This is a genomic window from Halobellus sp. Atlit-38R, from assembly GCF_003665925.1.
GTDB classification, from domain to species: domain Archaea; phylum Halobacteriota; class Halobacteria; order Halobacteriales; family Haloferacaceae; genus Haloquadratum; species Haloquadratum inordinatus.
In genome coordinates, this window is record NZ_QXIJ01000006.1 from 31,975 (window position 1) to 56,816 (window position 24,842).

Below are 24,842 nucleotides of genomic sequence, written 5' to 3' on the forward strand. Positions count from 1 at the left end.
CACCAGTAGGCGAAACCGTTCGCCGTCTACGTCGCAGACGGCGGCACGCCCGCGTCGGAACCGCCGCCCGCGACGCGGTCTGCGTCCTCGTTCTCTGTCCCGTACCGTTCGCGAAGCCGACGGATGCGCTCGGGAATCGGCGGGTGCGTGAGGTGGAATGCGGCGTACGCCGGGTGCGGGAAGGGGTTACTCAAATTCTCGCCCGCGAGCGTGCGCAGCGCGCGAGTCATCGACGCGGCCTCGCCCATCGTCTCCGCGGCGAAGTCGTCGGCCTCGCGCTCGTGTGCCAGTGAGAGCTGATTCGTGAGCGGCGCGGTCAGCGACAGCACGGGGCCGGCGTACAGCAGCCCAACTCCGAGCGCGGCGTAGGTCTCCTGCGGGAGCGCGAATGCAGAATAAACCCACTGAGAGGTCGTCACCCACCAGAGGAACGCGAAGACGACCGCCATCTGCAGGGCGGAGGCCGCCAGTTGCTTCCAGATGTGCGCTTTCTTCCAGTGGGCGAGTTCGTGTGCAAGGACTGCCTGGATCGCCTCGCGGTCCATCTGGTCGACGAGCGTGTCGAAGAGGACGACGCGCTTTGCGCGCCCGAACCCGACGAAGTACGCGTTCGAGTGCGACGATCGGCGACTCGCGTCCATCTCGTAGACCTGCTCGCACTCGAAGCCGGCGCGTTCGAAGACGTTCTCGACGGCGTCGCGGAGGTCGCCGTCTTCGATCGGCTCGAAGTCGTTGAAAAGCGGCGCGATCACGCGCGGGTAGACGATCATAAACAGCAGCGAGAAGCCGACGACCAGCCCCCAGCCGACGACGGGCCACAGCGTCGGGAGCGCGTCGACCGCGAGCAGAATCGCGCCGCCGACGAGGCCGCCGAGGACGAGCGCGACGACCGTCCCGACGGCCAGATCGCGAAGCCACAGCGCCGGCGTCTGATTGTTGAAGTCGAAGCGCTCCTCGACGACGAACGTCTCGTAGGCGTCGAACGGCGCGGACAGGAGCCGACCGGCGACGATTGCCCCGACGAGGAGCAGCACGCCCTGGGCGACGCTCGGGAGGCCAGTTCGACTCAGCGCCGCGGCGACGTCGCCGTAGAGCCCGGAGACGACGACAGCGAGCACGACGAGGACGCCCAGCCACGACTGGATCTGCGAGAGGATCGTCTTCGAGCGCTGGTAGGCCAGCATCTCCTCGGGGTCGTCGACGTCGAGCGCCGAGCGAACCCACTCGACGGCGTCGCGGACGGCCGCCGCGCCGTGACGGAGGTTGAGATAGTCGAGGACCGTCTCGAGCACCTGGACGCCGCCGAGCAGGGCGACGAGTGCGAGCGCGGATAGCGAGACCATATGCGTTCCTGGGGCGTCGTGGGACTTCAACCTCGCGGGAGTCCCCACTCGATATCGACCGCGCCGAACGTGGCTGACGGCCGAACACTCTTTACTCTCTGCGGTGACCTCTACTCGATGCCCGATCCGGTATCGGCCGTTCTCTTCGATCTCGACGGCACACTCGTTCGCTACCGTCGTCCGCCTGACGCCCTCCTCCAGGGAGCGTTCGAGTCCGTCGGGACTGGTCAGCTCTTTCCGATCGAGGCCTACTACGACCGCTTCGACGAGTTTGCCGAATGCACTGACTCGATGGCAGAACTCCGCCGGGAGTGCTTCGCGGCGCTCTGTTCGGCGCGCGGCCACGATCCGGGGCTCGGCCGACGAGTCGCGGACGCGTACGCCGCGACCCGGGACCACCGGAACGTCGAGTATCTCGCGGGCGCACGCCGCGTCTTGGACCAGTTCAGCGAGCAGTACTCGATCGGGATCGTGACCAACGGCTCGCGAGACGCGCAGCGACAGAAACTCGAATCCGCCGGTGTCGCAACCCGCGCCGACACCGTCGTCTTCGCCGGCCACGACACGCCCGCGAAGCCCGCACCAGAACCGTTCTCTCGCGCACTCGACGACCTCGGTGTCCCCCCCGAAGAAACAATTCACGTCGGGGATTCGGTCGCCTCGGATGTGGCTGGTGCGAACGCGGCGGGGCTGACGTCGGTACTCCTCGTGTCGGACGGGAACGAGACAGCCGCGACCGACGGCGAGACCGCTGACCACGTGATCCACTCGCTCCCGGAGCTACGTGCGCTGCCCTGGGTGGAGCGTCTCTAAGACGAAGCGTGACCGAAACGGCAGAAAAACTGGATCTTGAAAGCGTCTGGGCTACTCACCGACGTCGACGACGGTCCCGACGCCTTTCGACTGTCCCTCGCGGAACACGAACCGCTGGCCTTCCTCGACCAGGTAGGGGCGGAATTTGAACTCGACCGTCGCCGTTCCCGTATCGCCCGGAAGGAGTTGGCCGCCCTCGGGGTGGAAGACGACCGCCTCGCTCACCGTCTCTAGGTGGACGACTGGCTCGTAGCCCTCGCGGATGCGAGTGGGGTGATTCAGCACCATAACCTCCGCCTCGAAGGAGCGGACCGACGGCGGGTCGGCGTCGCCCGGCAGCAGCGCCATTCCGCGCTCCATCTCCTCCTCGCGGACGCCTTTGAGCGCGATACCGACGATGCGTCCCGCCTTCGCCCGATCGACGCGGTGGTGGTGCATCTCGATCGAGCGGACCTCGACCTCGCGGAAGGAGCCGTCCGGAATCGGCCCCAGCAGCAGTTCGTCGCCCACCTCGACGGAGCCCGAGTTGACCGTCCCGGAGGCGACCGCGCCGACGCCGGTCACGGAGTACGTCCGGTCGACGTACATCCGGAAGTCCTCGCGGGTGTCGGTCGCCGTCTTCGGGAGGCGCTCGAACATCGCGTCGAGGTCGTCGAGGCCGTCCATCGTCACCGCGCTCGTTCGCAGGATCGGGACGACCGAGTCGCTCAGTTCATCCACGGCGGCTTCGACGCCGTGTCGGTCGACCCGGAGCGGCGTCCGTCCGACGTCCCGGAGCATCCGTTCGACCTCGCGTTCGACCGCCTCGAAACGGTCGTCGGTCACGGCGTCGGCTTTGGTGATCGCGACGACGGTGGGGAGTTCCATCGCGAGCAGGATGCCGAGGTGCTCGCGCGTCGTCTTCGTCGGGCCGTCGTCGGCGGCGACGACGACGAGTCCGTAATCGAGGCGCTGGCCGACGAGCCCGCGGATCGTCGTCCGGAGCCAGGGCTCGTGGCCCACGGTATCGACGAACGAGACGAGCCGGTCGGCCTCCTCCACCACGCGTGCGCGGTCGGATTTACGGTGGGGGTTGTCCATATGGACCGCGCCGTCGTCGGTGAAGCCGTAGACGGCGTACGAGAGGTCCGCCGAGAGCCCGCGCTCGACTTCGTGCGGCTGGACGTCGAGGAAGCCGCGCGTCTGGCCCTGGCCGTCGTCGGCGGTCCCGGTGACCAGCGACCCCACGAGCGTCGACTTGCCGTGGTCGACGTGACCCGCGGTCCCGACGACGATGTGGTCGTCGTCGACGTCGAGCATCGCCCCTTCCTGGACGGTCGCGACGCCGACGAGGCCGCGCTCGCCGTCGTCGCCGACGCCCCACGTCTCGACGTCTTCGATGTGGGCGTCCGCCTCCTCGGCGAGGATCGAGAGGACGTCCATCGATTCGGAGAAGGCTTCGGGCGGAATGCCGGCGATGCCGCCGTCGTCGGTGACGCCGACGACGTACGTCGCCGTGCCGTCGCCGGAGAGTACCCGGTGGCGCAGTTGTGCCGCGAGGCTCTCCAGTCGGCCGTCGGCGAGATGCAACTCCCGTGAGAGTCGCTCTTTGAACTCGACGCTTCCGCCCTCCTCCTCGCCGCGCTCGAGGGCCGACTCCAGTACGGCCCGATCAGCGCTCATAGCCGCGGATAGGGAACGATCCGCTAAAACCCTTTTCGTGGTGTGAGTTCTCGTGTCACAGTAGCGGTACCGAACGGCGTGTAGCGGTCTAGACGCGTGCCCTGTGACTTATCGACCAAGAGCGGGAGTGACGCAGACGCCCCATTCACTCCGTGAGGCGTTCGTACGCGCGGTTCACGCGCTTGAACTGCTCTTCGTCGCCGGAGTCGGTGTCGGGATGGACGGCTTTCACCCGCTCGCGGTAGGCGGCTCGGATGTCTGCTTCGTCCGCGTCGGGGTCGAGACCCAGTGTGCGGTAGGCTTCGGCGAGCGTCGGCTCGTTCGGGTCCCGCCGGGGGCCCGCAGTTCGGCGACCACGGCCGTCAGCCGCGCGCTGGCCGCGTCCGGTCGCTCGCCGCCCCCGGCCTGTACGGCGTCCGTTCTCGGCCCCCGCCGCGCGTCTCCCCGGGCCGAAGCCCTGAAAGTCACGCGGGCCCCGGGACGCCGCGTTCGGCCCTCGTCGTCCGGGGCCGGATCCGGGTCCGGCTTCGACGGTACGGCGGAGCCGGTCGCGGAGACGACCGCTCGCGTGGTACCACAGGAGGTACGTCGCGATCCCGAACGGAACTGCCAGGAGCAGCAGAAACGGCTGATAGACGAACGCGAGGACGGTCAAGAGAACCGTCGTCCCCGCGAACACTGCCGCAATGCCGATGACGAGTCCGTCCCTGTCCACGCGTGAACGCAGGGCTCGGAGAACCGTAAGCGTCCCGGCACCCCGTGACGATTTCGCCGAGACGACAGATCAATTACGGCTGTCGGGAAACAGCAGATTATGATTTCACTCGAAGAAACCTACATCGAGAATCGCGTCCTCGTCCAGCCGAGCAACACGAACAACCACGAGATCGCACACGGCGGCAACGTCGTCAAGTGGATGGACGAGGTCGGCGCGATGTCGGCGATGCGGTTCGCCGGGCAGACCTGCGTCACAGCCCATATGGAGAGCGTCGACTTCCACGAGCCGATTCCGCGCGGGAACGCCGCGCTCATCGAGGCGTACGCTTACGAGGCGGGGTCGACGAGCGTGAACATTCACTTACGCGTCTTCAGTGAAGACCCGCTGTCGGGTGAGTGCAAACTCACGACGGAGTCGCACTTCGTCTACGTCGCCATCGACGAGGACGGCAATCCCGTCTCCGTCCCGGACCTCGAAGTCACCACCGAACGGGGAGAGACGCTCAAAGCCGTCGCGCTCGGCGAGGAGACGCCCCAGCCGATCGAAGAGCAGTGGAGCGACTGAGTCGGTGGCTTCTGCAACGCGGACGGCGCGACGCTACCGTGCCAAATAGCCGCCGTCGACGCCGAGTGCCTCGCCGGTGACGAACGACGCCTCGTCCTCGCAGAGCCAGCACACGGCGTCCGCGACCTCCTGCGGCGTTCCGAGTCGATTCATCGGGTGGAGCTGTTCGATCTGCTCTCGCATATCTGGGTCGGATGTGAGGCCCGCCTCTTCCAGGAGCGGCGTCTCGATGAATCCGGGGCAGACCGCGTTGACGCGGACGCCCGTCTCGCCGTTCTCCAGTGCGGCCGTCTTCGTCAGGCCGAGCAGGCCGTGCTTCGCGGCGGCGTAGCCCGAGGAGTTCTTGAACCCGACGTGTCCCAGAATCGAGGCGTTGTTCACGACTACGCCACCGGTCTCCTGTTCTTGCATCTGTGCGATCTCGTATTTCATACAGTTGAACACGCCCACGAGATTGACGTCGATGACGCCCTGCCACTCTTCGGGGTCGTGGTCGGTGACGGCGGCACTCGGGCCGCTGATCCCAGCGTTGTTGAAGGCGTAATCGAGTCGGCCGTAGGTGTCGACCGCGACGTCGACCATCGCTTCGGTCGCGCCCGTGTCCGTGACGTCGGTCTCGACGAAGCACGCCTCGCCGCCGGCATCTTCGATCTGTGTGACCGTCTCCTCGCCGCCCTCGACGTCGACGTCGGCGACGACGACACGCGCACCGCGGTCGGCGAACTCGATCGCAGTCGTCCGTCCGATTCCCGATCCGCCGCCGGTGACGACCGCAACCGCGTCGGTAAACGAACCCATAGCGAAACGTCACAGTAATCGATCAAAAGCGTAGCGACGGAGGGGCACCATCATACAAAGGTAAAGTGCCTTTGCCGCCGATGTACCGATATGGGCAATCAGGATATCGACGACGTGGACAAAGCGATCCTGTATGCGCTACAGGAAGACGCCCGAAATATGTCGTCCGGCGACATCGCAGAGCGAACCGGTACCTCCGATAGCACGGTCCGCAAGCGCATCCAGCGTCTCGAGACCGACGAGATCGTCAAAGGCTACAGCGCCGAAGTGGACTACCAGCGGTCGGGCTACCCGCTTCGGATGTTGCTGTTCTGCACCGCATCGATCGCCGAACGCGGCGAACTCATCGACGAGATACTGGAGATCGATGGGGTCGTATCGGTCCAGGAGTTGGTCACCGGCGAGCAGAACCTCCTCGTGACGGTCGTCGGAGAGTCCGACAGCGACATCACGCCCGTCGCACAGCAACTACTGGATATGGGACTGACGGTCGCCGACGAAGTCCTCGTGCGGAGTCACCAGACCACGCCGTTCGGAAAGTTCGACCCCGAGACGCACGCAGAAAACGGTCACTAGCAGGGCATCTGATAGCCGAACAGAAGCGTAGGATGCTGCTCTACGAGGGACTGATCCGTTCGCGACGAGGACACTATTCGGCGTTTCCGAGGGTTCAAGGGCTGCCTGGCGGGATCTAGACGCCCTGGTGGCTCTCGCTCTTTCGACTAGCTACTGATGCGTACCGCGAGCCACGCGCTAGCCGAGCCTGTGTGCTACACGATACCATCACGTTCTATAATTTTATTTTTCCGAACAGACTGGGAGAATAGATAGATTTAACAACCGATCTGTTCGTACAGTTGGGTAGAACGACCGAATGCTGTGATCGGTGTGCGGGGCGCACGCCGTCGTCGCAGTGGTCGGTCACAGACACCCCAAACGATGACCGGACAAGAGCAGTCGACGACCGTGGGACAGCTTTCGACGCCGACGAACGGCGATTCACGCGTGCCGGCGACGTTGACGCGGCTCGTGTGGGTCCTGTGGATTGTGAGCCTGGGTGTACTCGCCGTCCGGTTCCGAGGCGGTGGAGGCTGGGAGATCGCGGGTCTCGTGGCTGTCGACGGCTTGACGGCCGTGATGTGGGTGACGGTGACGTTCTTCAGCGGGATCGTCCACAGTTACTCGCGGCGCTATCTGGCCGGGAGTCGGACGATCGACCGGTTCTTCGGGCGCGTGTTCGCCTTCACGCTGGCGGTGATGCTGCTGGTCGCAGCCGACCACCTCGCGCTGTTCGGGCTCGCGTGGCTCGCGATGGGGCTCCTGATGGCCGACCTGATCGGACACGTCGAGGGCTGGCCCCAGGCCCAGGCCGCAGCCTCGCTCGCGCGCCGGTACTTCCTCGCGAGCAGCGCCTTGCTCACGATCGCGCTCGCGGCGCTGTGGTGGGACACGGGCGCGACGACGGTCTCCGGGCTCGCATCGAGCGTCGCCGGCGCGTCGTCTACGGTCGTGCTGCTCGCCGCCGGTGCACTCATATTGGCGGCGATGGTCCAGTCCGCGCTTGTCCCGTTTCACACGTGGCTGCTCGCGTCGATGACGGGACCGACGCCCGCCTCGCCACTGATGCACGCCGGCTTCGTCAACGCCGGCGGCGTGCTCCTCGTTCGCTTCGCGCCGGTGGTGACGGCCGACGCGGGAGTGATGCTCGCGATCGTCCTCGTCGGCGCGGCGAGCGCCCTTCTGGGAAAGCTTCTCAGAACGGTGCAAACGGACGTCAAGGGCAAACTCGGCTGCTCGACGGTCGGACAGATGGGCTTTATGATTATGCAGGCCGGCCTGGGGTTCTTCGGGGCCGCCATCACCCACCTCATCCTCCACGGGTTCTACAAGGCGTACCAGTTCCTCTCGTCGGGCGGTGAGGTCGCACACGAGAGCCCGACGAAGACGAAGGTAAAGCAGTCGGGATCGGTCGGTCTCGTCGGCGTCGCCGTGATCGTGCTCACCGCGCTCGCGGGCGGCGCGGTGTTCGCCGGACTCACTGGAAAGGGCACGCAACTGGACAGCGGCGTCCTGCTCGTGGGACTCGTCGTCCTGACGGTGATGCACGCCACCCGCGACGTGGTCACGCAGACCTCGCTTCCGACCCTGGTACGCTACGGCGCCGTTCCGCTGGTCGCGTTGCCCGCGATCGCCATCTACGCCACGGTCTACGGCGTGATCGAGGGCTTGCTCTCCGGTCTCCCCGCGATCGGACAGCCAGCGGAACTGACGCTCGCCTACGGACTCGTCGGCGCCGCGTTCCTCGCCGTCTACCTCGCGATCGAGACCGGCGTCTACCGCCGCAGCCAGCGCCTGTACGTCGCGCTGTTGAACGCGACGCAGCCGCCCACAGACACCCTGTTGACGACAACGGAGGACTACAATGAGTACTGAATCCGCCATCGAAGAGAGCATCGACGCAGCGGCCGAATCGGTCGGCGCGGTCTGGCCACTCCACTCGTTCGTGACCGCGAACCCGCTCGCCGGGTTCGAGGACCGGCCGTTTCACGAGGCCGTCGCTGACGCCGAGGAACTGCTCGGCGGCGACGGATACCCGAGCGCCGAGACGTTCCGCCGCGCGTGGGAAGACGGTCAGATCGACCCCGAGATCCTGCGGGACCAACTGAGTGCTAACGGCTATGACGCCGATCCCGAGGCGACGCTCGACCGCATCGAAGCCGGGGACGTGAGCGACTCAAGTGCCGCGCGGTCGCCGGCCGCAGAGCAGGTCGATGCGGTCCTGACGAAGTGGCTGTCCGCGTTCCTCGATCAGGGGCGCGCCGAGTGGCCGATGCCGAACCGCGAACAGGGATTCTACGACGCGTTCCGGACAGTGGCGCCACACGACGGCGACGTCCCCGGAAACGAGACCATCGCCGATCTCCCCGAACAGCCGGTCGACGCGATTCGGACCCGGCTCTCTGAGTATCCGGTCGGCGAGTGGCAGGACATCTTCGAGTTCCAGTTGACCGCGCTCCCCGGCTGGACGGGGTTCATCAAGCAGCGCGCGGCCGACAACGACGCCTGGCAGGCGACGTACCCGATCACGCTGTCGGGATACTTGGCCGTGCGTCTGACGCTCGCAGACCTGTTCGGTGCGCCGCTCGCCCCCGAGGAAGCCCCGGACGACGTCGACGGGAGTGCAAACACAGACGACGGCACCGTCCCGCTCTCCGAGGTCTGGCTGAGTGCGTGGGAGTCGACCTACCGCGCGGAGCTGGTCGACTCGCTCACCGACGCAAGCGCGTCGGTCGCGGCGGACTCAGGGTCGGACCGCCTGGACGCCCAGTTCGTCTTCTGCATCGACACGCGCTCGGAGATCATCCGCCGGCACATCGAGGCGATCGGCGACTACGAGACTCACGGCTACGCCGGCTTCTTCGGGATTCCGATGCGGTATTCGGGGTACGACTCTGACGTGACCGTCGACGCCTGCCCGCCGATCGTCGACGCGGAGCATCACATCGACGATCGTCCAGCGGCGGACTGCGGCGAGAATCATCACCGCACGTACGACCGCTGGAACACCGCACTCACGACCGCAGAGAAGGCGATGAAGAGCGTGAAATCGAACGCCGCGACGGCGTTCAGTTTCGTCGAGAGCACGGGAGCGGGCTACGGACTGGCGCTGGCCACCCGGACGCTCCTCCCGGCACGCGTCTACGACCTCGTCGACGCCACCGACGAACGTCTCCCGGGCGACCACGAGGTCTGTGAACCGTCGGTGGATCACCAACCGGGTGCCGACGACGAACTGCCGCAGGGGCTCACCCTCGAGGAGAAAGTCGAGTACGCCGCGGCGGCGTTCGAGTTGATGGGCTGGGAGCAGTTCGCCCGCGTCGTCGTCTTCGCGGGTCACGCCAGCCACACGACGAACAATCCGTTCGGTTCGAGTCTCGACTGTGGGGCCTGCGCCGGCAACCCCGGCGGGCCGAACGCGCGCGTCCTCGCGACCATCTGTAACGACGAGGCGGTCAGAGAGAAACTCCGCGAGCGCGGGATCGACGTGCCCGAAGACACCGTCTTCGTCGCGGGCGAGCACAACACGACGACCGACGAGGTGGAACTGTACGACGGGAGCGTCCCAGAGACGCACGAAGACGACGTCGAACAGCTCCGTGCCGACCTCGCGACCGCGCGCGCCGGTGCGGCTGCCGAACGGGCCAGCGATATGGGCGCCGAGACCGAGACAGGGGTCCGCGAGACCGAGCGCCGCGCGGCCGACTGGGCGGAGACGCGCCCGGAGTGGGGACTGGCCGGCAACGCGGGATTCGTCATCGGCCCCAGAGCACTCACCGACGACCTCGACCTGGACGGCCGTTCGTTCCTCCACTCCTACGACTGGCGGACCGACGACGACGGCGACGCCCTCGAAGCCATCCTGACCGGCCCGATGGTCGTCACTCAGTGGATCAACGCGCAGTACTACTTCGCGACGGTCGACAACGCGGTCTACGGCAGCGGCTCGAAGGTGACGCACAACCCCGTCGGAAACATCGGCGTCTACCAGGGCAACGGCGGCGATCTGATGACCGGTCTCCCCCTGCAGTCACTGACGAGCGCGGACGACGAGCCGTACCACCAGCCGCTCCGTCTCTCGACGGTCATCCACGCGCCCGTCGAACGCGTGACCGCCGTCGTCGCCGAACACGAAAACCTGGCCGGTCTGCTGGACAACGACTGGCTCTCGCTGACGGTCGTCGATCCCACGCAGGACCACCGCGCGCTCCACTACACGGGCGATCTCAACTGGACGCCGCTCACGGAACAGCCCCGGACAGAAGCCCCGAAGCCGACGGCGACGTCCACAGTCGCCGACGACTGAGCGGCCTCAGCGCCAAATCGTATCGCGGCTATCGGTTTATTTTCTCCCACGACATCGACCGAATCAGTATCTTCAACACCGACCACGCCAAAATCGCGGGTATGAGTCTCGAACGCGAGTACGACTGCCCCGAGTGTGGCAACACGGAGTTCTGGAAGACGGCGTCGATGGAACTGCACCTCGGAACGAAGACGAAGTGGCGCTGCGGCGAGTGTGGCTACGGCTTCATCGAGATCAACGGCATCAGTACCGCAAAAGCGAACGCGTAGTCGGCTCGTCGACTGCGAGTTCTATTCTTCGTCGCCGAGTGCCTGCCACGAGAGCCGCGGGTTTCGCGCGGCGGCGGCCTGGTCGATCCGCCGCGCCGTCGTCTTCGAGGGCGCACTCTCGACGTCCTCGATCGAGTCAGCCATCGCGGCGTTGAACGCGGCCGCGAGGTCGTCGAGCGAGGCGCGGCTCTCGGCCTCGGTCGGCTCGGTGAGCATCGCTTCGGGGACGAACTCGGGCCACTTCGTCGTCGGCGGATGGACGCCGTAATCGAGCATCCGCTTTGCCACGTCGGCGGCGTCCCGATCGCCCGCGGTCGCGGCGAACTCGTGATGGAACGGCCCGTAGGGGATCTCGTAGTCGATCTGTTCGGCGAGGTAGTTCGCGTTCAGCACCGCCTTCGCGGAGGCGTCTTCGAGTCCCTCGTCGCCGAGGCGCGCGATGTACGCGTAGGCCTTCACGAGCACGAGCCAGTTGCCCTGATAGCCGTGGACCTTGCCGATGGTCTGGTCGGGTTCGCAGAGTTCGTACCCGCTCTCTGTCTCGCAGACGCGGGGGCTCGGGAGGAACTCCACGAGGTCGTCGACGACGCCGACCGGACCGGCGCCGGGGCCGCCGCCACCGTGCGGCGTCGCGAACGTCTTGTGCACGTTGTAGTGCATCACGTCGAAGCCCATATCACCCGGTCGGGCGCGGCCGAGCAGCGCGTTGAGGTTCGCGCCGTCGTAGTAGAGCAGCCCGCCCGCGTCGTGGACGATGTCGGCGATCTCGACGATGTCGCGCTCGAACAGGCCGACCGTGTTGGGGTTCGTGAGCATCAGCGCCGCCGTGTCCTCGGAGACGGCCGCCTCCAGTGCGTCGAGGTCGACGCGGCCGTCCTCGCCCGAGGGCAGTTCGACGACGTCGTAGCCCGCCATCGCGGCGCTCGCGAAGTTGGTGCCGTGAGCCGACGCCGGGACAATCACTTCGGAACGGTCGTCGTCGCGGGACTCGTGGTACGCCTTCGCGACGAGGATGCCGGTGAACTCCCCGGCCGCGCCCGCGGGGGGCTGCAGCGTCACCGCGTCCATCCCGCCGATGCGTGCTAAGTAGTCCTGCAGGCCGTGGAGGACTTCGAGCGTCCCCTGCAGGCTCGCTTCGGATCGGTCGGGGTGAACAGCGCCGTTGGGGTCGGCTGCGACGTCCTCGGTGAACGACGGATTGTACTTCATCGTGCACGACCCGAGAGGGTACGGACCGCTCTCGACGCTCCAGTTCATCTGCGAGAGCCGCGTGTAGTGCCGAGCGATCTCTGGTTCTGAGAGCCCCGGCAGTTCGAGGCTGTCGCGCGTCAGGTCGTCGGGCAGCGGCGACTGTTCGTCGACGTCGACGCTCGTCGTGTCCTTCTCGGAGAGCAGCGGTTCGTACCGTTCGTCGTCGCCGTAGCGTGCCTGATCGTGATTCATTATAGCGCCTCCTCGAACGCCGCCACGAGGGCGTCCGTCGCTGCGGCGTTCACGTCCGTGACGCACACCTGCAGTCGGTGGTCGTCGACGACGTGGACCGCGAACCCGCTCGCTTCGAGGTCGTTCGCGATGGCGGACGCAGGCTGATCGGTCCGCACGAGGAACTCCCTGAAGTGATGCCGGTCGTGGACGGGGGCTTTGACCCCTCGAAGTTCGCTCAGTCGCTCGGCGAGCGACTGCGCCTCGCGGACGCACTGGCTCGCGAGGTCGACGAGTCCGTCGGGACCCAGCCACGCGAGGTGCATCGCCGTCCGCAGCGCCACCCACGCCTGATTCGTACAGATGTTCGAGGTCGCGCGCTCCTTGCGGATGTGCTGTTCGCGCGTCTGCAGCGTCAGCGTGTACGCGCGCTTGCCTGCGGCGTCCTCGCCCGCGCCGACGAGTCGGCCGGGCACCTGTCGGAGGAACGCCTCGCGCGTAGCGAACAGACCGAGACCCATCCCGTAGGCCGTCGGCAGCCCCAACGCGTCGGCCTCGCCGACGACGACGTCGGCACCGACGCTCGCCGGTTCGGTGAGCAGGCCGAGCGCGACGACGTCCGAGCCGAGACAGAACAGCGCCTCGACGTCGTCTGCGACGTCGCCTACCTCCGCGAGTCGGGGCTCGATCGTTCCGTGGACGGTCGGGTTCTCCGCGTAGATCATCGCCGTCTCCTCGTCGGCCGCCTCCGCGAGCGCCTCGACGTCCACGGTACCGTCAGCCATCGGATACGTGTGGACCGTGAGGTCGGTGCCGCCGACGTAGTTTTCGAGGACGGCGCGCTTGTTCTCGTGGAGTATCTCCGGGACGAGCACGCGCGTCCCCGACGCCTGTCGGACGCGCCCGGCGAGCCGTGCGGCCTCACCGAGCGCCGTCGCGGCGTCGTACATCGAACAGTTCGCGATCGGCAGCCCGGTCAGTTCGACGACGAGCGACTGGTACTCGAAGAGCGCCTGGAGGAATCCCTGCGTGATCTCGGGTTGATACTGCGTGTACGACGTCAGAAACTCCGAGCGCTCGGAGAGTTCGTCGATCAGCGACGGCACGTAGTGGGTGTGGTGGTCGCGGCCGAGGAACTCCGTCAGATCGGCGTTCTTCGCGAGCGTCGACGACAGTTCCGCGCGGAGTTCGCGCTCGCTCCGCGAGTCGATCCCCAGCTCGTCCTCGAAGCGGACCTCCGCCGGGACGTCGAACAACTCGGCCTCGCTTTCGAGGCCGATCGCGTCCAGCATCGCGTCCGTGTCTTCGGGTGTGTGCGGTGCGTAGGGACTTCCCTGGGCGCGTTCGTGTCGGTTGTGATTGCTCATCGGTGTTCTCCGTTGTGGACAGCAACCGCGATCGCAGTCACGTTCACTGTCGCCCTCACTCGGTCTGCTCGCGGTACTCGTCGGCCGAGAGCAACGCGTCGAAGTCCGCGTCGTCCGCGCGGTCGACTTTGAGCATCCACCCCTCGCCGTAGGGGTCTTCGTTCACCAGTTCCGGGCGGTCGAACAGTTCCTCGTTGACCTCGGTGACGGTGCCCGAAATCGGGGCATAGAGGTCCGAGACGGCTTTGATCGACTCGACCACGCCGAACTCCTCGCCCTGAGCGATGTCGTCGCCGACCTCGGGCAGTTCGACGAAGACGACGTCGCCCAGTTCGTCCTGTGCGAAGTCGGTGATGCCGATCGTGACGGTCTCGTCGTCGGTGGTTGCGTACTCGTGCGATTCCTGGTACTTGCGGTCTTCGGGTGTTTCGAACATTAGTTGTCCTCGATGAATGGTGTGGATACGACTTCCGCGCGTTTCTCCTGGTCGCGAACGACGACACTGAGTTCGGTGCCGGGGTCTGCGAGATCTGTCGGGAGGTAGCCCAGCGCGATCGCCTCTCCCAGCGTGGGACTCATCGTCCCGCTGGTCACGTGCCCGACGACTTCGCCGTCGGCGACGATCTCGTGGCCGTGGCGGGCGATCCCGCGCTCGCGGAGGATCAGCCCGACGAACGTCTCGGTGACGCCCTCGCGTTCGATCTCAGCGAGCGCGTCGCGGCCGACGAAGTCGGTGTCGAGGTCGACAGTCCAGCCGACGCCGGCCTCGTAGGGGTTGCGTGGCTCCTCGACGGGATCGAAGTCCTGCCCCGAGAGGAGAAAGCCCATCTCGGTACGAAGGGTGTCGCGACAGCCCAGGCCGCAGGGTGTGACGTCGCCTTCGAACACCGACCAGACGGCCTCGGCGTCGTCGCTCGGACACAGTATCTCGAACCCGTCCTCGCCGGTGTAGCCCGTCCGCGACACCCACGAGCGGACCCCGCCGATGTCAGCGTAGGTGGCCTCGCCCCACGAGAGCGGCGTCACGTCGACGTCGGTCGCGGCGTCGACGACGTCCGGGGCGTCGGGTCCCTGGACGGCGAGCATCGCCCACGCGTCGGTCTCGTTTCGGACCTCCGCGTCGAGGCCCCACTCGTCCCGGTGGTCGACCCATCGCCGATACGCCTCCTCGTCGTGGCCCGCATTCGGGACGAACAAGTAGCGCGTCGTCTCCTCGTCGGGCAGTTGATAGACGATCGTATCGTCGACGATCGTCCCCGATTCGTCGGTGAGCATCGCGTACTGGGAGTCCCCGGGCGCGAGCGCGCTCACGTCGTTGGAGGTGAGCCGTTGCATCAGCGCCGTTGCATCCGAGCCGGTGACGACGATTTCGCCCATATGCGAAACGTCGAAGATCCCGACCGATTCGCGGACGGCGGCGTGTTCCGCCCGAATCGAGTCGAACTCGACCGGCATATCCCATCCGCCGAACTCCGTGAACGTCGCGTCCGCGGCGTACACGTCGTACAGCGGTGGCTTCCGATGGGCCATACTGATGGCTTGGTTTGGTACAAGAAATGTTTTGGTATGCTCTGTGGCCGCTACCGCCTCGATAAATGCTATGACGCGATATGAAATGGGGGATTCTCCGCTAAGCGCATAGCCACGGCCCGCCGAGGCGTTGCGACAGGTCGGCACCAGGCGAGGAGAGATGTGCGGCTGTGAGGCTGCGTCGAGGCGGACGCGGGGAGTTTCGCTCGTCACAAACCGACCGAATTCCGCTGCTGGCCGTCATTCGTGAGCTCGCGCACGGTTTCAGAAATCGCGTCGATACTCTCTCCCTGTTGGTCGACCGCATCCGCGACGTCCTGGATCTTGGTCTCCATACGTTCGGCGCGGTGACTCGCTTCGTCGATCGTCGCTGCGAGTTCCTCGGTGCTCGCTGCCTGATCGTCGGTCGCGTCTGCGACCTCGGAAATGCCGCTCGACGTCTCGGAGACCGCCTCGGCGATGTTGTCCAGTTTCGCCATCGCGGCGCCGACGCTGTCGACGCCGGTGTCGATCCGGTCGGTCGTCGTATCGAGGCTGGCGACCGTCTCTTGAGTGTCAGCCTGGATCTCCTCGATCATCGTTTCGATCTGACCGGCCTGCGTCTGTGACTCCTCGGCCAGCGATTTCACCTCGTCGGCGACGACCGCGAATCCGTCACCGGCCTCACCCGCCCGCGCGGCCTCGATCGACGCGTTCAGCGCGAGGATGTTCGTCCGATCGGCGATATCGTTGATCACCTCGACGATCTCGTCTATCTCTTCGACGCGCGCTTTGAGCTGTTCGACGTCGTCGCTGACCTCGTCTGCAGCCTCGCCGACGTCGTCCATTACGTCCATCGCGTCCGCGGCCGACTCGCGGCCCTCCGTGGCCAGCGTCTCGGCGCGCTCGCTAGTCGTCGCGACCTGGTTCGCGGTCGACGCCACCTCCTCGATGGTGGCGCTGAGGTTCGAGACTTCACCCGAGACCTCTGTCATACTCTCGGACTGTTCGACGGTGACCTCGCGGATCTCGTGAGCGCACTCGGAGACCTCGTCAGACGCCTCCCGCAGCGCACCGACGGACGCGTCGACGTCACGAGCGACGGACTGCTGCCGATCGAGTTCCCGCTCGATCCGTTCGGTGTAGGAGTGTAGATACGTGTCCATCGCGACCTGTTGGTCGAGATTGATGAGCTTGAGGACCGAGAGCGTCCGGTCGACGACGGTGTCGACGGCATCTTCGACTGCTTCCTCGACAGCAGACGCCGAGTCGTGCCCGTTCCGCGCAGCAGCCGTGGGCTCGTCGACCGCCGCGCGTACGCTCGATTTCACTTCGTCCGCGATTCCCTGCAGTATCCCCTCGTAGTAGATGGCGTACGCCCCGAGGTAGATCTTCGGTCCGAGATCGAGCATGTCGTGGATCTTCCCGATCCGAGCCCGCCGATCGAAGTACGAGCGACCGTACTCTCCCCGTCCGAGTCCTTTTAAGTACTCGATCTGGCTTTTCTTGAGAGCTTCGACCGATTTCGAGGACGACTCGAGTATCGCGACCGACTCCGAGTACGCTTGAATGTGATCGTAGAAGTCGTCGACGAGGTCCTCGGCGATGTCGTCGAGAACCGGCGCCGTCTGTTCGAGGTTCTGCCGGTCGGCCTCGTCGAACTGCGTGAAGTCCTTTCGCCAGTTGATCTCGCCGTCGTCGATACCGATCTTCTCGGTTAATCGCTGTCCGTCCACCTGCCCCCGCTCTTGCTTGGTGATTGTTCCCATATCGCAAATGAAAATACCAAGATAGTATAAACTCTGTGTCTTGTTATCAGCATTGAATATACAGCGTGTTTAAATATCAGCGGTCGGATCGTGGAGGGGGAAAGAACGGAGAACGATTCCGTTCGCGTGAGAGTACCACGGTCGAAGTAACCGTTGCTTACGCATACGCCTCGAACTCCTCGCCAAAGACGAGAAAGTAGCCCGTGCCGATGACGCCGACTACGGCGGCGATGGTGAACGCGACTTCCGGACTCACGAACTCCCAGAGGTACCCGCCGAGGGCGGCGCTAGGGATGACGATCGTATTCCGGAGCAGGTAGTACGTGCCAGTGACGCGCCCTCCAGTCCCCTGCTGTGCGGGGCCGACGATCAGCGCCTTGTGCGAGGGGAGGCCGGCGAATCGCAACCCCGAGAACGCGAAGACGAGGACCATCGCCGCCGCGGTCCCCGGCGCGTTGATGAGCACGACCGGGAACAGCGCGTACACTGCGAACCCGAGCGCGACGACGGGCTTCAGGCCGACGCGCTCTGCGGCCTTCGCTGCGGGTGCCATCACGAGCAGTGCGACGAGCATCTCCACGCCGAGCAGGTAGCCGAAGAACGCCTCCGGAGAGAGGTCGATCGCGTACGAGAAGCCTGCGACCGAGATACGCGTCGCGAAGCCGACCTGGTAGATCCGCGTGATCACCAGCACGAAGAACACGTAGACCATCCCGTTGGCGAACCGGACGAGAGTGTCGCCGACGAGCAGCGGCCGCAGCGTCGTCGGCATCTCGCGGAGGTCGCGGCGGATTCGATCGAGGCCTGCGAAAGAACCGCCGAGCGTGTCCTCGCTGGCGTCGTAGAGGAGATGCTGGGCGATCGTCCCGAGGACCCCGAACGCGACGGCGACGCCGAGGACGTACTGGAAGCTCACCGTGAACGCCGGGTGAAGACCGATGAGGACAGCGGCGAGGACGGGGCCGACGAGGAAAGCCGTCCGGCGGAACGTCTCCGTACTGGCGAACCCAGCAGCCAACCGCGAGGGCTCGGTCGCCTGCTTGACGACCGCGAACGTGGCCCCGAGGCCGAACGACTTCCACGCCTGCGCGAGCAGCAGGCCGACGAAGATCCAGATCCACGGTTGGATCGTCACGCCCGCGAGCGACACCGGACCGACGCCGGGCGCGAGGAGCCAGACGGCGAACCCCAGCGTCGACACCAGGCCGAACACGGTCAGCGCGTAGCGGGAGCCGATCCGATCGGAGATCGCACCGCCCGGGTACGGATAGACTGCCGAGATGACGTTCCCGACCGTGCCGAACAGCCCGACGACGAAGCCGCTGGCTCCGAGCGCGACGAGGTACTCCGGGAGGAAGCGGTTCGTCATCTGGAAGCCGAGACTGAACGCGAACATCGCGAGCGACAGCACCAGTACGTCGCGTTCGAGCGCGAAAAAGCGCCTGAAGGTGCCCAGTGCCCCCGATTCGTCTCGTCCCTGGCCGACGCGCTCCTGTGTCATCAGGTGCCTGAGCGCGCGTGCGGCAGAGAGAAATATCCACCTGCTGGACGTCCCGAATCGAACGTCGTAGCGTTACAGCGCGGGACTGCGTTCGCGAGGAAGATCACACCCAGCGAGCACGTGATCCGGTGTCGGCGGTGCCGACACATATTACAGATTTGGCGTCTGTAATCCGGCGTACGGAGGTGACTTCACAGCGATGCGGCGACGCACACGCGCACTACTCGTTGCGGTGATTTGCCTCGTCGGCGCCGGCGTCCTGATCGCTCTCACGGTCTACCCGTTCCAATACGGGATTGTCGAGGGCGTGATCGTCGCCGGCGCACTGGTGGTCGCGGCACTGTTCGAGACGGTGCTTGACGACACCTCGTTCTGAGTGCGCGGGAAGGACGCGGCGTACCACCGCCGGCCCGTCGTGGGTTCCGGTTACGTTCCGGCCTGCGATTCGGTCCGTACGGCCTCTGGGTGGACACGGTGAGACGCGGTATCGACGCGCCAGACGTTGCCGCGCCGGCCGACACGCGAAAGCGACAGCCGTACCGATTCGCCTGGCCGCAGCGGCGCGAGCGCGTCGCGCGTGGACTCGTCGGTGTATTCGACCAACTGGTACGTCGCGTGCGTGGTCGCGGACCGGACGGTCAGCGCGTCGTGTGGGTTCATTGCGGATACGACAGTGAACGAATCTGTTTCGGTCATCGATATCGTGCTCGTTATGTCCACTATATTCTGATACTGATTGATAAACGTACGGTATTAGGTGTAGTAGGTGTATATTCTAGATATAGTATGTCGTCGGGCGGTGCCGCTGCGATCCGCGTTCGGCGGCGGCCGGCATCGTCGGCGTTATGTCGGTCCCCGTGAAATCGGTGCTATGGACCTCCTGGGACGCCTGTTCGCCGACGAGGCGGACGAACCGCGGGTCGCGCTCTTCGTCGACGGCCCGAACGTCCTCCGCGACGAGTTCGACGTCGACCTCGACGACGTACGCGAGGCGGCTGCAGCCGTCGGGCAACTGACGGCGATACGGCTCTATCTCGACGAGCACGCGACGCCGGGGCTCATCCAGGCGGCGGAAGCACGCGGCTTCGAGGTGATCGTCACGAGCGGCGACGTCGACGTCCGACTCGCCGTCGACGTGACTCGCTTTGCCGTCGAAGACCGCGCGGACATCATCGCTATCGCCTCCCGCGACACCGATTTCAAGCCCGCAATCGAGACGGCGAACTCCTACGGCTGTCGGACCTTCGCGATCGCCCCCGGCGAGTTCGGCCGCTCGGACGCCCTGCGGAACGCCGCGACAGAGCGCGTCACACTCGAAGAGGAAGAGGAAGAGGAAGAGGAAGACGACGACAGCCCGACCCTCGTCGGCTACGACGCGTAGGCGTCGGAGGCGGTGCCGTTCGCGAGGCGCGCGACGACCGCGACACGTCACCGCCCTGGCCGCCCATAGCGTCTTGACCGCCCATACCGACCTGTCCGCCACACCGTCCTCCCCGCCCAGCGACAAACGGGCGAATTTTTTGAGTGGCGAGCCGAGGGGCGCGTATGGAAGATCTCGGCACGCCGGTGCTCGACAACCACCTACATCTCGACCCGGCGCACGGCCGTGGCCTCGACGCCGTCCGCGACTTCGCGCGGCTCGGCGGGACGCACCTGCTCGTCGTGAACAAACCCTCCTGGCTCCTCGGCGTCGAACCCGAGACAGGGGCGGACTTCCGCACGGTTTTCGAGACGACAATCGACGTGGTCGAGGAAGCGACGGAGTTGTTGCCGGGCCGGGCGTGGCCCGTGCTCGGCGTCCATCCGGGTCTGGTCTCGAAGCTCGTCGACGACCGCGGGTTCTCGCCGGCGGACGCGAGCGCATTGATGCAGGCGGGGCTCGGCTGCGCTGCGGAGTACGTCGCCGGGGGCGACGCGCTCGCGCTGAAGTCCGGGCGGCCGCACTACGACGTCTCGGACGCGGTGTGGGAGGCCTCGAACGAGGTAATGCGCCACGCGTTCTCGCTGGGCGCAGATCACGACTGCGCCGTCCAGTTGCACACGGAGGCGACAGACGACCTGACCGAGGTGGCCGAGTGGGCCGAAGCGCGCGGGCTCTCGGCCCACAAGGTGGTGAAACACTACGCCGGTGGGACGCTCGCGGGCCCGACGCCGAGCGTGATGAGCAAGAAAGATCGCCTGGAGGTCGCGGCTGAATCAGGCGAGCCGTTCCTGATGGAGACGGATTTCGTCGACGACCCCGACCGTCCAGGGATGGTGCTCGGTCCGAAGACCGTGCCGCGTCGCGTGCGATGGCTCCTCGAATCGGAGTACGACGCGGCCGTCGAGCGCGCTCACGTCGAGACGCCTGCGGACGTCTACGGGATCGACACGCGTGCGACGCTGTCACGCTAAGTGAGCACTCGTCGGGACCCTCGACAAGAAAGGCATTTGAATCCCGGCGGAAATGGTGGAATATGACCGAGGCCGAGGAGACTTACTACACCGAAGAACGCTGGCAAAACTGGCTCTCGCGCGTCGAGGAAGAGGATCTCGATCCCGAAAACGAGGACTCCGCGCGATTGCTCTTGAATCTGCAGGACGACGCGGCCATCGCGGTCGCAAAGATCGTCTCTGCGTACGAGGACGGACGGCTCGAAGACGAGGAAGCGATCGAGGAACTCGAACGCGTCCGCACGATCGTCCTCTCCGAGCCCGAACTGGACATCGAAGACGAGGCCGCGCGCGAGGACAAGGTGATGCTCATCGACGGCGTACAGACGAGTCTCGTCTGCGTCTTCTACGCTGCGGAGGAGTACATCGTCGCCGGCGCGGCCGAAGAAGCGCCGCTGACGGAGTACGTCGAGGCCGCCGCCGCCGCAGAGCAGGACGACGATATGGACGCCGCGCTCGGCTACCTCGTGCAGGCCGGCACGCGGATCATCGAGGGCGACGAACTCGATATGGCCGTCGTCGAAGAGCTCGAATACGGACTCGTCTCCGAGTGGGTCAACGGACTGGACAGCCTCCAGAGCGCGATGAGCGATCCCGAAGTCGTCGAAGAAGAAGAAGACGAGGACTGAGCGGTACACGTCGTCGCGACGGCGCTCGCGGTGGCCGGGAGTGACAATCACTCTACCATTCCCGTGACCGGGACGCGAGCGTCGGTCTCCGATGCGATCTCGGCCTCGATTCGTGCCGCTTTGCCGGCATATTTTTATCCACCAGTCGCCGATTCCGGGGTATGTCTCTCGGGGGCGACGACAGGGCCGTGACGGTACAGATCGGAGCGGTCCTGCTCCTGGGATTTCTCGTTATCTCGCTCTCGTTGTATCAGGCGACTGTCGTTCCACAGGAGAACCGACAGATCGAGTTCCAGCACAATCAGCGCGTCCAGTCGGATCTGCAGGAAGTCCGAAATACGATCCTCGGTACGGCCGCGACGGGATCGTCAGCGCCGGCCAGCGTCGAACTCGGGACGCAGTATCCCACGCGCGTCGTCGCCGTGAATCCCGCGCCACCGAGCGGGACCCTCTCGACGTCGTCGCTCGGGACGGTTCAGATTCGGAACGCGACGGCCGACGACCGCGCCACCACGGAGGAGGACTACCCCGAGACCGCGGACTTCTGGAACGGGACGACGCACAACTACACCACGAAGTCGCTCGTCTATCGGCCGAGCTACGCGAATTACGACGGCGCGCCCGCGACCGTTTACGAGAACGGCATCGTTTACAACCGCTTCCGCTCGGGAAATCTCACTCTCACCGATCAGCCGATCGTCTCCGGGAAGCGGATTTCGCTCGTCACACTCTCGGGCGAGCTCTCCCGGGGCGGTGCCAGCACACTCGCCGTCGATCCGCGAGCAGTGAGCGTCTCGACGCGCACGATCAGCATCTCGAACGAGAGCACGAGCGAGAACGTCTCGATCTTCGTTCCCTCGGAACTGAACCGCCAGTCGTGGCTCGAACTCCTGAATCAGACCGGTGAGTACGATCCCGCCGCGGATCCGAACGACGGTGGATACGTCTATCGGGTCGAAGAGCGACCAAACGGCGTCGAACTGTTCTTCGAGCAGGACGTGACCTACCAACTGAAGCTTGCGAAAGTCGGGGTTGGGACAAACGTCGACGACACGGAGCCGGCGTACCTGACGAGCGTCGAGGACCTGACCGAGAGCCCGTTCGCCGGGCGGACGTATCCGTTCGCCGTCGAATCTCGCGACAAGTACAACAATCCGGTCGGGACGTCCGTGCTCGGGGACAGCCAGAGCGGAACCGTCCCCGACGGTGTCGTCGTTGATCCCGGTCGCTATCGGTATCAGTACACCGCCGGTGCGGCGGGGCCGGACTGGGTGAACGTGACCTATCGGACAGCGGCCGGCGGCGTGTACGACGTGAGCAGTTCCGCTTTTGAGGGAGGCCGAAACGAGAACGTGCAGTACGCACTGGACGTTCAGGCAGCAGGTGGTGGCGGCCCTGACGATGGTGGGTCGGATACGTCGGCGATTACGATTGAGCCATTCGACATTGATGATAAAAGTAAATCAAACAGAATAAAAGGTAAAATCCAGGCAGTGACCGCCAAAGATAGCGACAGCGACGATGACGTCCAAGAACTCACTATCGAACTTGTTGATGGAAATGGAAACAGTACCCCTATCGAGTCGGATACAAGTTCAGGAACTGGTTCTCTAACCATTACAGACAAGAACTTCAACGAAAAAAGGGAAACCGATCCGTACGTGGTGCGTGTGACTGCCAAAGATGCTGACGGCAACATCGAAGTAAAGGAGAAAGCCGTCGGATGATAGACACCCGCGCCCAAGCAGAGTCCCTCGGAACCGTCCTCTTCCTCGCAGTGGTAATTGTCAGTGCGACGACGTTTGGTGCATATTACGTCTCCTCTCAAACTGGAGGATCTAACGGGGATGCAGCAGGCGCAGCCGGCAGCGCGAGCGGGACGCCGATCGAGATCACGATGACGGCGACCGAAGCGTCACTCACACTCTCGCACAACGGTGGGTCATCGGTATCCACGGACGCACTTCGGGTTGTCGTCACAAACAGTTCTGGAGAGTTCTCGTACGCCTTCGCGTCCGGACAGATCCGCAATGGCGGCAGTGGAGACGGACAGTTTGATCCGGGTGAGACGTGGCAACTCGGGTGGGATCAGGCCGCCGGATCTGAGGTCACCATCTCGGTGATAAATGACGCGACCGAGACCCTCTTGCTCCAACAGACGACGACGATCGGATCACCCACCGAATCGGACGCCGACGGGAGCGCGGACGGGACAGATGCGGCCGAGCGGACGCTCGTGGTCGACGCCGGGCCACAGCAGACCGTCTCCGGCGAAAATGGCTCTGCGGTAGGCCTAGACGGGAGCACCAGCGCCAGCGGAGACGAGGTCACGTATCAGTGGGATATTGTCGATTACGACGACGTCTCGACCGACGCCGTCGCGGTCGCGGACGCTGATTCCCTCGATTCGACGTTCAAGGTCCAAGAGAACGTTACAGACGCGAATCACACAGTTGTCGTAGAACTGACCGTCGAGAACGCGACGGCGACCGGAGAGGATCGAACGACAGTGACGGTCGAACAGGCTAACCAACCGCCGATCGCCGACGCTGGCGACGACAAAGAACTCCGTACTAACGAGGAGGATGACGGCGACGGTCACCCCGGAGAGGGACCGCCTGAGCACGCTGGACCAGACAACATCGGCAGGGGCGAAGGGGGAGCACTCACGGAACCTAGTGTCCCGAGTGCAGCGGTGATCTACCCCGTATCGATCGAGGCCGTCCCAATTGCAGCGGCCGACGACGACGCGGATGAAATCGGAGGGACATTCGTCGAACTCAATGGGACCGGGAGTAGGGATCCAGACGGGGACGAACTGAGTTACGGCTGGGAGATCACCGATCGTGGTGGACTCGCCGAAGAGACCATTACCCTCGTGGATTCGGAGAGTGCGACCCCGAAAGTGGTGCTCGTCGGTGCACCACCATCCGAGACTCGGAAGGTCACGGTTGAGCTAACGGTATCCGACGTCGCCGGCGCGACTGACACCGACCAAGTGAACGTGAGAGTCTACCCAGAGTCCGACGATGACGACGGGTTCTGGGGTGACTTTTGGGACGACTTCTGGGACGACTTCTGGGGTGACGACGATGACGAGCCCCGAGGTGGCGGCGATGGCTGGGATTGGGGTGATATCTTCGGTGGGATCTGGAGATGACTGTCGGCCGATTTTTTATAC

At 65.2% G+C, this 24,842-nt stretch carries 23 protein-coding genes; 12 read left to right on the top strand and 11 right to left on the bottom strand.

Features of this window, described 5'->3' with window-relative positions; genetic code table 11:
* Nucleotides 1-26: 26 nt before the first annotated feature.
* Complete coding sequence (locus tag D3D02_RS09845) at nt 27-1,343, bottom strand: M48 family metallopeptidase (protein ID WP_121569813.1); 1,317 nt, start codon at nt 1,341-1,343, stop codon at nt 27-29.
* A gap of 117 nt (nt 1,344-1,460) precedes the next feature.
* Between D3D02_RS09845 and D3D02_RS09850 the strand changes: the two genes are divergently transcribed.
* Nucleotides 1,461-2,156, top strand: a complete 696-nt coding sequence (locus D3D02_RS09850; RefSeq protein ID WP_121569814.1) for an HAD family hydrolase — start codon at nt 1,461-1,463, stop codon at nt 2,154-2,156.
* A 51-nt stretch (nt 2,157-2,207) separates the two neighbouring features.
* On the opposite strand, the gene D3D02_RS09855 is transcribed toward D3D02_RS09850, so the two are convergent.
* Together D3D02_RS09855 and D3D02_RS09860 are read right to left on the bottom strand one after the other, a co-directional pair.
* Entirely contained in the window at nt 2,208-3,818 is a 1,611-nt protein-coding gene (locus tag D3D02_RS09855) for a GTPBP1 family GTP-binding protein (protein ID WP_121569815.1), read from the bottom strand.
* A gap of 145 nt (nt 3,819-3,963) precedes the next feature.
* The gene (locus tag D3D02_RS09860) at nt 3,964-4,533 is read right to left on the bottom strand and encodes a J domain-containing protein (RefSeq protein WP_121569816.1); all 570 of its coding nucleotides are present in this window, start codon (nt 4,531-4,533) and stop codon (nt 3,964-3,966) included.
* A gap of 99 nt (nt 4,534-4,632) precedes the next feature.
* Here D3D02_RS09860 and D3D02_RS09865 point away from each other — a divergent pair, with 99 nt between their 5' ends.
* Nucleotides 4,633-5,100, top strand: a complete 468-nt coding sequence (locus tag D3D02_RS09865; RefSeq protein WP_121569817.1) for an acyl-CoA thioesterase — start codon at nt 4,633-4,635, stop codon at nt 5,098-5,100.
* Nucleotides 5,101-5,133: 33 nt separating this feature from the next.
* Here the strand turns inward: D3D02_RS09865 and D3D02_RS09870 are convergent, their stop codons facing one another.
* Nucleotides 5,134-5,898: a glucose 1-dehydrogenase gene (locus D3D02_RS09870; protein WP_121569818.1), complete on the bottom strand. Its 765-nt coding sequence runs from the start codon at nt 5,896-5,898 to the stop codon at nt 5,134-5,136.
* Nucleotides 5,899-5,988: 90 nt separating this feature from the next.
* Between D3D02_RS09870 and D3D02_RS09875 the strand changes: the two genes are divergently transcribed.
* The 4 genes from D3D02_RS09875 to D3D02_RS20925 all read left to right on the top strand — a co-directional run bounded on the left by D3D02_RS09875 (nt 5,989) and on the right by D3D02_RS20925 (nt 11,031).
* Nucleotides 5,989-6,474: an Lrp/AsnC family transcriptional regulator gene (locus tag D3D02_RS09875; protein WP_121569819.1), complete on the top strand. Its 486-nt coding sequence runs from the start codon at nt 5,989-5,991 to the stop codon at nt 6,472-6,474.
* 363 nt (nt 6,475-6,837) lie between these two features.
* Nucleotides 6,838-8,331, top strand: coding sequence for a proton-conducting transporter membrane subunit (locus D3D02_RS09880; protein ID WP_121569820.1), 1,494 nt, complete (start codon nt 6,838-6,840; stop codon nt 8,329-8,331).
* Nucleotides 8,321-10,762, top strand: a complete 2,442-nt coding sequence (locus tag D3D02_RS09885; protein WP_121569821.1) for a DUF2309 domain-containing protein — start codon at nt 8,321-8,323, stop codon at nt 10,760-10,762. Before D3D02_RS09880 ends, D3D02_RS09885 begins: the two co-directional genes overlap by 11 nt.
* Before the next feature lie 101 nt (nt 10,763-10,863).
* The gene (locus tag D3D02_RS20925; RefSeq protein ID WP_199723058.1) at nt 10,864-11,031 is read left to right on the top strand and encodes a hypothetical protein; all 168 of its coding nucleotides are present in this window, start codon (nt 10,864-10,866) and stop codon (nt 11,029-11,031) included.
* A 21-nt stretch (nt 11,032-11,052) separates the two neighbouring features.
* Here D3D02_RS20925 and gcvPB read toward each other — a convergent pair whose 3' ends face one another.
* The 6 genes from gcvPB to D3D02_RS09915 all read right to left on the bottom strand — a co-directional run bounded on the left by gcvPB (nt 11,053) and on the right by D3D02_RS09915 (nt 18,599).
* Nucleotides 11,053-12,474 carry an aminomethyl-transferring glycine dehydrogenase subunit GcvPB gene (gcvPB, locus tag D3D02_RS09890; RefSeq protein ID WP_121569822.1) on the bottom strand — a complete coding sequence of 474 codons (1,422 nt, stop codon included), beginning with the start codon at nt 12,472-12,474 and terminating at the stop codon, nt 11,053-11,055.
* Entirely contained in the window at nt 12,474-13,820 is a 1,347-nt protein-coding gene (gene gcvPA / locus D3D02_RS09895) for an aminomethyl-transferring glycine dehydrogenase subunit GcvPA (RefSeq protein ID WP_121569823.1), read from the bottom strand. Before gcvPA ends, gcvPB begins: the two co-directional genes overlap by 1 nt.
* Nucleotides 13,821-13,875: 55 nt before the next feature.
* The gene (gene gcvH, locus D3D02_RS09900) at nt 13,876-14,256 is read right to left on the bottom strand and encodes a glycine cleavage system protein GcvH (protein ID WP_121569824.1); all 381 of its coding nucleotides are present in this window, start codon (nt 14,254-14,256) and stop codon (nt 13,876-13,878) included.
* A complete protein-coding gene (gcvT, locus tag D3D02_RS09905; protein ID WP_121569825.1) occupies nt 14,256-15,350 on the bottom strand; it encodes a glycine cleavage system aminomethyltransferase GcvT in 1,095 nt (364 codons plus the stop codon). The genes gcvH and gcvT overlap by 1 nt, the downstream gene beginning before the upstream one ends.
* Nucleotides 15,351-15,559: 209 nt before the next feature.
* Nucleotides 15,560-17,098, bottom strand: a complete 1,539-nt coding sequence (locus tag D3D02_RS09910) for a globin-coupled sensor protein (RefSeq protein ID WP_121569826.1) — start codon at nt 17,096-17,098, stop codon at nt 15,560-15,562.
* Nucleotides 17,099-17,255: 157 nt separating this feature from the next.
* Complete coding sequence (locus tag D3D02_RS09915; RefSeq protein WP_121569827.1) at nt 17,256-18,599, bottom strand: MFS transporter; 1,344 nt, start codon at nt 18,597-18,599, stop codon at nt 17,256-17,258.
* Nucleotides 18,600-18,798: 199 nt separating this feature from the next.
* Between D3D02_RS09915 and D3D02_RS20630 the strand changes: the two genes are divergently transcribed.
* Nucleotides 18,799-18,975, top strand: a complete 177-nt coding sequence (locus tag D3D02_RS20630) for a hypothetical protein (protein WP_158599350.1) — start codon at nt 18,799-18,801, stop codon at nt 18,973-18,975.
* A 50-nt stretch (nt 18,976-19,025) separates the two neighbouring features.
* On the opposite strand, the gene D3D02_RS09920 is transcribed toward D3D02_RS20630, so the two are convergent.
* Nucleotides 19,026-19,295: a hypothetical protein gene (locus D3D02_RS09920; protein WP_199723059.1), complete on the bottom strand. Its 270-nt coding sequence runs from the start codon at nt 19,293-19,295 to the stop codon at nt 19,026-19,028.
* A 175-nt stretch (nt 19,296-19,470) separates the two neighbouring features.
* On the opposite strand from D3D02_RS09920, the gene D3D02_RS09925 reads away from it, so the two are divergent.
* The 5 genes from D3D02_RS09925 to D3D02_RS09945 all read left to right on the top strand — a co-directional run bounded on the left by D3D02_RS09925 (nt 19,471) and on the right by D3D02_RS09945 (nt 24,821).
* A complete protein-coding gene (locus tag D3D02_RS09925) occupies nt 19,471-19,980 on the top strand; it encodes an NYN domain-containing protein (protein ID WP_121569828.1) in 510 nt (169 codons plus the stop codon).
* A 164-nt stretch (nt 19,981-20,144) separates the two neighbouring features.
* Nucleotides 20,145-20,993, top strand: a complete 849-nt coding sequence (locus D3D02_RS09930) for a TatD family hydrolase (RefSeq protein WP_121569829.1) — start codon at nt 20,145-20,147, stop codon at nt 20,991-20,993.
* A 62-nt stretch (nt 20,994-21,055) separates the two neighbouring features.
* The gene (locus D3D02_RS09935; protein WP_121569830.1) at nt 21,056-21,661 is read left to right on the top strand and encodes a DUF2150 family protein; all 606 of its coding nucleotides are present in this window, start codon (nt 21,056-21,058) and stop codon (nt 21,659-21,661) included.
* Nucleotides 21,662-21,822: 161 nt separating this feature from the next.
* Entirely contained in the window at nt 21,823-23,388 is a 1,566-nt protein-coding gene (locus tag D3D02_RS09940) for a hypothetical protein (protein ID WP_121569831.1), read from the top strand.
* Entirely contained in the window at nt 23,385-24,821 is a 1,437-nt protein-coding gene (locus D3D02_RS09945; RefSeq protein ID WP_121569832.1) for a hypothetical protein, read from the top strand. The genes D3D02_RS09940 and D3D02_RS09945 overlap by 4 nt, the downstream gene beginning before the upstream one ends.
* The last annotated feature ends 21 nt before the right edge of the window (nt 24,822-24,842 follow it).